The organism is Paenalicyclobacillus ferrooxydans, assembly GCF_001399675.1.
Classification (GTDB): domain Bacteria; phylum Bacillota; class Bacilli; order Alicyclobacillales; family Alicyclobacillaceae; genus Alicyclobacillus_B; species Alicyclobacillus_B ferrooxydans.
On sequence record NZ_LJCO01000096.1, the window covers coordinates 242,651 to 251,471 of the forward strand.

The following is an 8,821-nucleotide window of genomic DNA, read 5'->3' on the forward strand; positions in this document are numbered from 1 at the left end:
ACCTCATCCTTGCCGAGCGAAGTTAAAGGCATGAGTCATACGCCCAACCAAGCTGCAACTGCAAATAGCGCAATCCCCGCGGCAATTGCTCCGGCCCGTCTCGCGTAGCGTTGCGGAGACCATCCAAGTATACGTAGCGAGTTACCCAATACGAACGAACTCGACAGAGCCATCGCAAGTGCAGCGATGGCAGGACTTGCGACACCTGCTACTGCGAGTATGACCCCGCAGACGTTGTAAAGCACAGCCCACGTCAGGTTGACGCGCAACAAGACAGCCGCTTGTGCAGCTACGTGGAGGGCATCTGCAACAGGTTCGAGGCTCGCACCCGTGAGTACCAGGTGACCTGACTGCATGGCGATATCTGTACCTGAACGCAAAGCAATGCCAAGATCGGACTGTGCAAGTGCAGCGGCGTCATTGACCCCGTCACCGATAAATGCCACGGTTTGTCCTGATGCCTGTAGTTTAGCGATAAAATCGGCTTTCTCTGTCGGTAACTGCGCAGCTACCCACGTATTGATTCCGAGTTGTTCGGCGACAGCGCGACTTGGACCGGCCCCATCTCCACTCAACAACACGACCTCTTTGCCTAAATGCTGCATTTTTTCCACAACAGAACGAGCGGTGGGGCGGATCTCCTCAGCTGCTCCTGCCACGCCTTTGGCGATGCCATCTATCCATAGTACGGACACCGAGAGTCCTGCACGTTCCCACAGTTCAGCCTGCTGAGACAAGTTCTCTGGGAGACTTCTATCCCCCCTCCAACCTCTCATTTCGACATCATGCTCCGCGACACGGCCTCGAACACCTCGCCCTACATCGCTGACAAATGACGAAACTGGGAGCAGCGGCAGGCCACGTTCGTGCGCTGCAACTACGAATGCCTTTGCGACAGGATGGTTTGACGCCGTTTCCACGGAGGCCGCCAATTGCAGCAACTCCTGGTTATTCGGCGCGATCTGCACGAGGCGGTACTGACCTTTGGTCAAAGTCCCTGTCTTGTCGAAGACTACCGTGTGGACCGCCTTCGCTTGTTCGAGGCAGTTCGGATCGCGAAGGAGGAGACCTTCCTGGGACAAGCGGGAAATCGATCCCGCAGTCAACACTGGCACGGCAACACTGAGCGAACAAGGACACGCGATGACCCAGACTGATATGCTACGTAGGACCGCATGTCCGATGGGCATATGCAATACCCACAGACAGAGTGCAAACGTGAGCAGCCCGATTACAAAGACCGTGGGGACGAACACATTTAGAATGCGCTGAACGAGCCGTTGGCGCTTATTCTGCAACTCCTGAGCTGCACGAACTGCGACCGTCGTCTGATGCAAAACGGTGTCTGAATCGGTTCGAAGCACCTCTACGACGACGCGTCCGTCCAAGCACAGTGTACCGGCGTACACCACGTCACCTATTTCTTTGCGCGCTGGCATGGCCTCTCCAGACAACATGGACTCGTCAAATGACGACGCTCCAAATTCCACCCGCCCGTCAGCGGGAACGGTTTCTCCGCTAAACACTACCACTCGGGATCCTACTGCAAGGTTCTCAGCCGGGACAGTTTCTTCTCCTTCGGCCGTTACAACTACGGCGGTTTTTGCTGCACTCTTTGAGAGCATCTCGACGGTGCGTGACGCGCGGCGACGCGTACCGACCTCCAAGCTTCTGCTGAGCAAAAGGAAGGTCACGAGTAGTGACGCTGTATCGAAGTACAGGTAGGATCCACCCTGTGCCATGCTGATGAAACTATAGACATACGCTGACACGCTGCCAAGCGAGATCAGCAGGTCCATCGTCGGCACGCGGTGGCGGATGGACGAAATGGCGCCACGCAAAAAAGGAAATCCTGCCCAGAACACCACAGGTGTGGAGAGAGCCCACAACAACCCCGCCACGGTCCATCGTGCTTGAACGGGCAGGCTAGAGAAGTAACCGAACCAGACGGGCAGACTTACCATCATGTCTATCAGAGACAGGATCGCAGCTACTGTGAAACGTCGAAGTAGGTTTCGATCACCAACCGATATTGGGCCATCGGTTGCTTCTGCGCCGTACCCGAGCTGAACAACTGCTGCCTTGATTTGCTCAATGTCGACCACATTCGCATCGTAGTACACGTCAGCAGAAGACGACGTGTAATCCACTTGCGCCGTGCGCACTCCTTCAGTCCTTCGCAACACCGTCTCTACGAGTACGGAGCAGGACGCACACCACATTCCGTCTAGTTGGAGTGTGCATACGTCAGCACCTTGTACCTCAGGTGCGACATCTGCTCCCGTTTCCTGACGAAGAGCGGTCCAGTTGAGACCGGGGCGGCTCTTTAAGCGCGCGATCTCACTTTCTCCGAGAATCTCATATAGCTGCATGCAACCATGACAACAAAAGACGTGACCCTCGTGTTCTATGGGCTGCTCCGCCACATCATCGCAGAGGGCACAAGTCAGAACAGCCATGGACTCACCTCCGGGATCCACCCATTTACAGACATGCCGCGAAGAATAAACAGCACGCCGCTTGCCGCGATTAGCACTGCAGCGACATAAGAAAATTTTCGGCTCGTAAAACGTTTGCGCCCATACCAGCCGAGCAGAGCTATGACAAGAAGAGCAGGCATGGTACCGATACCAAATACGAGCATGACAGTACCACCCATCCACACCGACCCTGTCGCCGCTGCGGACACCAACATTGCAAACAACAGACCGCACGGATGCAGTCCAAGGATAGCCCCGGCCATGAATGGCTGTCTTGACAAATCTTTGCGCATGAGTGACTGGACTGAGTTAAAACGCAGAAGGCTCCATTTTTCTAGAAATCCACCGCCGTGCCCAGTGAGGAATTCGTCCACTGCCCAAAGAATCATCAGCCCACCACCGATAAAACCGGCCAACGCTTGCAACCCGTTCAGTCGACTTGCCGCATTGACGAATGTACCAAGCAGACCAAAGATGGAACCGATCACTGTGAATGTAAAGACACGGCCGAGGTTGTGCACCACGTGCCCACTCATAAACCACGAGAAGAAGCGTCCTAGGCTCTTGTCACCCTCCTTGGCGGCACCGCGAGAGAGACTGAACGCCATCACAAACGGACCACACATGCCGCTACAGTGTAGAAAACCCTGCAGGATTCCAACACCAAACGCCCAGCCGATGAGAGTAATTCCGTGCATAAGTCCGGTGCACCTCTTTCCGTCAAAGTGTCAGGCGGAACCCGCCTAGCACCAACTATGACGCGTCAAAATAGAACCGACTAACATGAGGATCATCGAAGCAGAAATGATGATCCCGAGCCATGACCTGCGCCCGAGCAGAACCATCCAAGCAGTTCCCGATACGATCCCCATCAGCAGAACAATCAAGTCCGCTTCTACCATAAGTCCTGGGTGCACATCTACAAACAAGTTCACAGGGGATACAACCCACAACAGAGCCGGCAACATAGCCACAATGAGTGCGCCCCATGCGAGCTTTTCCAAGGTCGCTTGCACATCTGACTGTCGTGCCACCTGCAAGTTGCGGATCAGCGCGCGTAGGCCAACACTGACCGGATGAGCGACGGCAATGCCGAGTGCGACGCCCCCGAGCATCATCCCACCGTACTGTAGGCTGTGATAGCTCGCGCAGACAGCTGCGTCGAATTTTCGGTCATGGCTCTGCACCAGTTGGTTCACAGCAATGAGAAAAACTCCAGAACCTACTAGACCATAAAACACGCGGGTGCGCGTGGACAAAGCGCTTGTCAACACGTCCTTCACTACAGAGCCCCCCTTTAATGCTACTCCCTAACCTGAGTGTAAAACGCTTGCATCTCTTGTTGAGAACCATCGACAAGGTGGACGAGCAACTGCCACTTGCCTCCCATCACAATCAAGGTCTGTCCAACGAACCGACCATTCCCCAAAGAATTCAGTGTTACACTCATTTTTGGCATTGACATACCGGGCATGGATTCGCTGATCCAAACATTCTTCGGGCGGAACCTGTTCGACGAATCACCACTGACCACCAGCTGCACCTTGAGTTCTCGGCGTGCCGTCGGCGGGTTCGGCGACAACGTCAGAGCCAGCTTCAGACCGTTTGCCGTAGTCGCGTGCAGCGTCGTAGACGTGAGAGGTGAGTGGTTCGCAGGGGTTCCGCAGCCGCTCAACATGGCCGTGCAGACCGCTACAAGCACGGCCTGCCATAACTTGCGACGTGAGATATGAGCGACGGAGTAGACAGTCGCTATTGCAGCTTGCCAGCGAACAGTGTTGCCCACGTTTTTCCACCATCCTGAGAAATCTCGACTTGTGCACCTGTTCCGACCTTCTCCACACGGTACACTGCGTTAGCCCCGATAGCGTCGACATACCTGGTATTTGCATCCGCAAAAGTGTGGTGCCCTCGCGCGTACTGGTCATTTACAACGACGTTGGCCGGGCCGGTCGCGCCAGTTTGTCTTGTCACCGTTTGCCCAGACCGAATCCACGTCTTACCTGCATCTGTAGTCGTAAAGACCTCAGTGGATATCTCCGAGCCATGTTTGCCTACGACAACCACCTGTCCGTTGGAAGCCGACTTCCACACGACAGGCTCCGTCGTCCAACTGAACGATGAAGCATTCGTCAGTGGCAATGCAACGGAGTCCCACTGCGCCCCGTCGTCGTTGGACCGATACATGAATAGTTGACCGTTCGTCTTGGCAGCACCAGTTAACCACAGTGAACCACCGCCACCCACCGACAGATTGTTTGCCCCATACATATGAGGGGTTGGGCCAGGTTGCCCAACGGGAGTCCACTGTGTGCCACCGTCGGTGGTCACAAACAGCGAGGAGTTCTTCACATACCCATACTGCGGAACAAGCGCGTAGACTTTGTCGGATGATACTGGTGCAACGAGGAAGCCGCCTCGCTGTGTCTCGCCGGTCGGCGTGACGCTTTTCCAACGTTTTCCTCCGTCTGTTGTCTTCACGACTTCGTTGTAGGGAGAAACAAATGCCGTCGCATACCCGACCTGTGCACTTGTCATTTGAATTGTGTCAAACCCACCGGGGTGTTGTAGACCGCTATGGTAAGTTGTCGGCGCAACATTGTGCCCACCATTGACGGACGCCGTGACGCCAAGTAATTTTTCAGCATAAGCAGCCATAAATGACGAGTACGAGCCGCTGCCAGAGATGTCCCCATTCGCATCGGCGAGCCACACCTCTTGACCGCTTGGTGAAACGAAGTACATATTCTCCGCGTGGTCAACCATACCGAGGCTGGGAACACTGACATACTCGTACAAACGATGCCAGGCATTCTTAAGCGTCGACAGGTTGTTCGAGGTGAGGAAAGACCAATTCGATAGGCCATTCATGTTCTCCTGAGCGTCAAAACGTTGTACGTCTTTGACCGAGTGGAACAACGGGTTGGCTGCAATCGCTACCATCTGAACCTTGTTTGCGTACGGACCAAGCAGTTGGTCCGCCTGTTTCATCTCCTGAGCAAGGATGGGGCAGTCCTGGTAGCAAACGGGATCGAGAAATGTCAGCACGACCGCCTTGCCTCGGTAACTTGCGAGAGACACCTGATTGCCGTATTGATTCGTTAACGTTAAATTCGGCAATGGCTGATTGACAGGTGTCACGGCCGAGTTTGCCGCTTCTTGTTGAATTAGGCTTCCCGAACTCTGGGTCGCGGCCATCGACGCACCAACCGAACCTGCGGCCATTGCCAGCACTGCAGAGCCAGTTGAAATCAGAACTGGACGCAACGTTCGTTTGGTTCGTTCCAGCTTAGCAGTCGTCTGTTCATACACGACACCGCGCAGGGAGATGGCGGCAAGACACAGCACAAGCAGAGGACCGCCCGTATTCAAATCCGTACCCATGCTGCCAACGACGCCAAAGTCCTGACCAATCCACCAGGTCAGGAGAGTGAATACAAGTGTAGACTCCTGGAGAAACGGTAGACGGGGTCGAGTAATCCAGAGAATACCCAGTGCGGCGAGAATGATGACAAAGGTAGCATTCCAGGCGACGGGATGTGCAGCAAACGCATGCGCCACAGCAAATAACGGAGCGGCCATCCATAAAGGTTGACTCATCTCAGCCATGCTGAGTTCCGCCCCCTGAAGGCCGCTGACCTGCCAAAAGCCAGCGTCTGGGAGCGCCTGCAACAATGCGCACACCAGCCACAAGATGCCGATTGCTACGTACAATGCATTGCGGATTGTGCCATTTGTCCAACGCACCGGAGGCTGCAACAGCAACACTGCAGCCAACGCGTAGAGCAAAACCGCACCAGGGGCTCCCGTCAGCCAGGTGGCTCCGCCCAGGACCCCAAACCCTTCCCCGATGACCCAGACCACGGCAGCCCACGCGATCGAAGTGTAGAGTGCAATCCGTCCCGCACGACGTGCTGGGCCGAACAACACACCCACACCTATGAGGACCTGCATCCACACTGACAGCGAGTCAAAAAACAGGGGATGGATCGTCCAAAGATACGTAAGTGGGCTCAACAACTCCGGCAGTACTCCCGGGAGCCCCGAAATGATTGGGCCAATGAGACCAGGGATGAACTGTGTGGTCATATCCGGCTGTGCTTGCAGTACACCGTCGATAATCCAGATGCAGCCAAAAGCAATTCGAATTACATTTTGAACCTTTGCTGCTCTGGACGAAACAGAAGCAGCATCTAATCTCCACTCTGACTGGATTGAGAATTGGCGCTTGAACCACTCCGTCCGACGAACCAGCCAGAACACTGCAGCGCACGCCGCAAATGCAATTAAAAATTCAATGCCGATCATTCGATAGAACACATGCAAAATGATTGGGCTGACAGGAACACTCATATCCATGCAACACAGCACCTCTTTTATTGATGGATGTTTGGGTTCTGCCGATAGGTTTAACCGGTGGCAGAGGTATGGGAAACTCTCGACGCAACTTCTAGCTTGGACGTAGTTCTCGAACGAGGGCGAACAGCCCACAGCATGGCAAATAGAATGGGAGGCGTGTTTGGATCCGTGCTAAGTCCTGAGAACAGGTAACCGAAGTCCATACCAAACCACCATGCCAAGAATAGCCACACGTAGACCCCGACTCGGAGCCATACCGCTGTGCGCCAGAACCAAACAGCGCAGCCCGCCCCAAGCAGCGTGAGTCCAAGCAGCGTGTTACTCGCCACGGGGTGCGCACTCGACCAAATGGAGTACGTCATGACGGGCGCCGACAGAATACCTGGCTGCGACTGAAATCCACTGTTTGCGAACACGTCAAGCTGTGCTCCCCGATCCCACTGCCCGTTTACCGGTAACAACTGCAGGATCCCGGATAGCCAGAGAAAACCCGCTGTCGTCCGTGTAATTAGCGTTGTCAGTGTCTGTTCATGCCATTTCTCGGCTGGCAATAGCAAAAAACCCCCGGCACAAGCATAGAGAAAAGCGGAGCCCGGGAACCCGGCGTAGAATGTCGCGCCCCAAGAACCGACACCAGCAAGAGCTTCACCGAACACCCAAATGGTAAGCCCCCACAGAACGGATACTACCAACCCGATGTTGCGCCATCGGGGCGGTACGCGCAGCGAAAGTAGGAATGCGAGAACCAACTGCAGCAGGATGATGCCTAGGTTGACAGCGACTGGCCAATGGATGAAAAACCACTGTGCCGTGCGGACTGCCCAGGTAATCCAACTGGGTGAAGTCTCGCGTAAGTCCTGTAAAATGGAAGGCATCAAGTTCGATGGAAGGTTCCCGTAGAAAGCTGGATGAAACATCCCTGGCTGCATTTGCAGGAGAGCGTCCACTGCCCAGAGCAGCCCAAGCCCAATACGGAGCGAGCGGCGAGGGGCTGATTCCTCTATTGATGCTCCCAACTGGTCCCTCATCTGCCATCTACACCTCTTTTCTTCGTTTAGTGGCAACCTCAATACAGGAGGCGACGTGTCCTGTATGATAGCGCTGTTCGCGGATCGTTCATGTAGCCCGATAGGGCCATTTTCTTGAGAGTATGGATGCGGAGTAGAGAGCGCAGACCGGGGTTTATATAGTCGACTCATGTCGATGGAGTTCATGGGAAGCTCCACTTCCTACACCGCGTACTTGTAGCTATAGAAAACTTGGACAGCCCAGGGGGCAATATTGGGGGGTAACCGATTGTGGAAGTAGAAGACCTCGTTACAGCTCACTGGAATGAACTCTGCGCCATTGCAAGAGAAGAAGCTTAACACAACAGTTTTAACAGTGAGTGCGATGTTTAAGCGTAGTTTTGTGCCCAATCACGATGTTGGTAAGCCAAAGTTGAAAAATCCTCCTGATTTGGACTCACTAAATTCCGCAGAGATTGCCTACGTGCTGGCTCTTCATTCCGTCGATTTCAAAATTGGCGTACCAGGATTGATGATGCGTCAATTGCTGTTCGATATTTCCTGGCGACGACACATGGGTTATGTGCACCTTGGATATGGAGACGTTATAAAACTGAGACAAGTTTGTACGGGCGTATTGAGCCGCACGCACTTTCAAATGGACGTAATAACCAATGAGTAAACAAAATAGTACCATTAAGGGGATTAAGAGAATTGTCCATTACTTTTTGGTCATACAATCAACATCCTATCTGCTTATCTTCTAGCCATAGTACATCTAGGGCAGATGATTCTACGACTCAATCAAGAGTGTTTGATTCTTTTCTTTCTTTCGTGCTTCCGTCGCTCTTCTCTCTCTATGATCTTTCGTTTTCTCCCTTATTCTAGCTTATTCGCAGTATTTCTCGTTTGACTTGACAGACTTCATAGACAGGTATGACTAACAGGGACTCTGGACGGGTAAATGGGTGCGTT

At 53.9% G+C, this 8,821-nt stretch carries 7 protein-coding genes; 1 reads left to right on the forward strand and 6 read right to left on the reverse strand.

Translation table 11 applies throughout. The annotated features are described in order from the left end of the window. Positions 1-35 precede the first annotated feature (35 nt). Genes AN477_RS21760 through AN477_RS21785 form a run of 6 tightly spaced genes read right to left on the reverse strand, consistent with a single transcriptional unit; the run spans position 36 to position 7,855 of the window. A complete protein-coding gene (locus AN477_RS21760; RefSeq protein WP_054971271.1) occupies positions 36-2,459 on the reverse strand; it encodes a heavy metal translocating P-type ATPase in 2,424 nt (807 codons plus the stop codon). Continuing rightward, positions 2,447-3,178: a sulfite exporter TauE/SafE family protein gene (locus AN477_RS21765; protein WP_054971272.1), complete on the reverse strand. Its 732-nt coding sequence runs from the start codon at positions 3,176-3,178 to the stop codon at positions 2,447-2,449. Before AN477_RS21765 ends, AN477_RS21760 begins: the two co-directional genes overlap by 13 nt. Positions 3,179-3,223: 45 nt before the next feature. Beyond that, positions 3,224-3,763 carry a hypothetical protein gene (locus tag AN477_RS21770; RefSeq protein ID WP_054971273.1) on the reverse strand — a complete coding sequence of 180 codons (540 nt, stop codon included), beginning with the start codon at positions 3,761-3,763 and terminating at the stop codon, positions 3,224-3,226. A gap of 20 nt (positions 3,764-3,783) precedes the next feature. Next, entirely contained in the window at positions 3,784-4,266 is a 483-nt protein-coding gene (locus AN477_RS21775; protein WP_054971274.1) for a hypothetical protein, read from the reverse strand. Next, the gene (locus AN477_RS21780; RefSeq protein ID WP_054971275.1) at positions 4,233-6,839 is read right to left on the reverse strand and encodes an SCO family protein; all 2,607 of its coding nucleotides are present in this window, start codon (positions 6,837-6,839) and stop codon (positions 4,233-4,235) included. Before AN477_RS21780 ends, AN477_RS21775 begins: the two co-directional genes overlap by 34 nt. A gap of 50 nt (positions 6,840-6,889) precedes the next feature. After that, positions 6,890-7,855, reverse strand: coding sequence for a hypothetical protein (locus AN477_RS21785; protein ID WP_157062111.1), 966 nt, complete (start codon positions 7,853-7,855; stop codon positions 6,890-6,892). A 331-nt stretch (positions 7,856-8,186) separates the two neighbouring features. Between AN477_RS21785 and AN477_RS21790 the strand changes: the two genes are divergently transcribed. Further along, entirely contained in the window at positions 8,187-8,528 is a 342-nt protein-coding gene (locus AN477_RS21790; RefSeq protein WP_157062112.1) for a hypothetical protein, read from the forward strand. The last annotated feature ends 293 nt before the right edge of the window (positions 8,529-8,821 follow it).

Excerpts from the sequence above, each read along its gene's own strand:
- AN477_RS21760 (WP_054971271.1), bottom strand. The coding sequence starts at position 2,459 with ATGGCTGTTCTGACTTGTGCCCTCTGCGATGATGTGGCGGAGCAGCCC.
- AN477_RS21780 (WP_054971275.1), bottom strand. The coding sequence starts at position 6,839 with ATGGATATGAGTGTTCCTGTCAGCCCAATCATTTTGCATGTGTTCTAT.
- AN477_RS21765 (WP_054971272.1), bottom strand. The coding sequence starts at position 3,178 with ATGCACGGAATTACTCTCATCGGCTGGGCGTTTGGTGTTGGAATCCTG.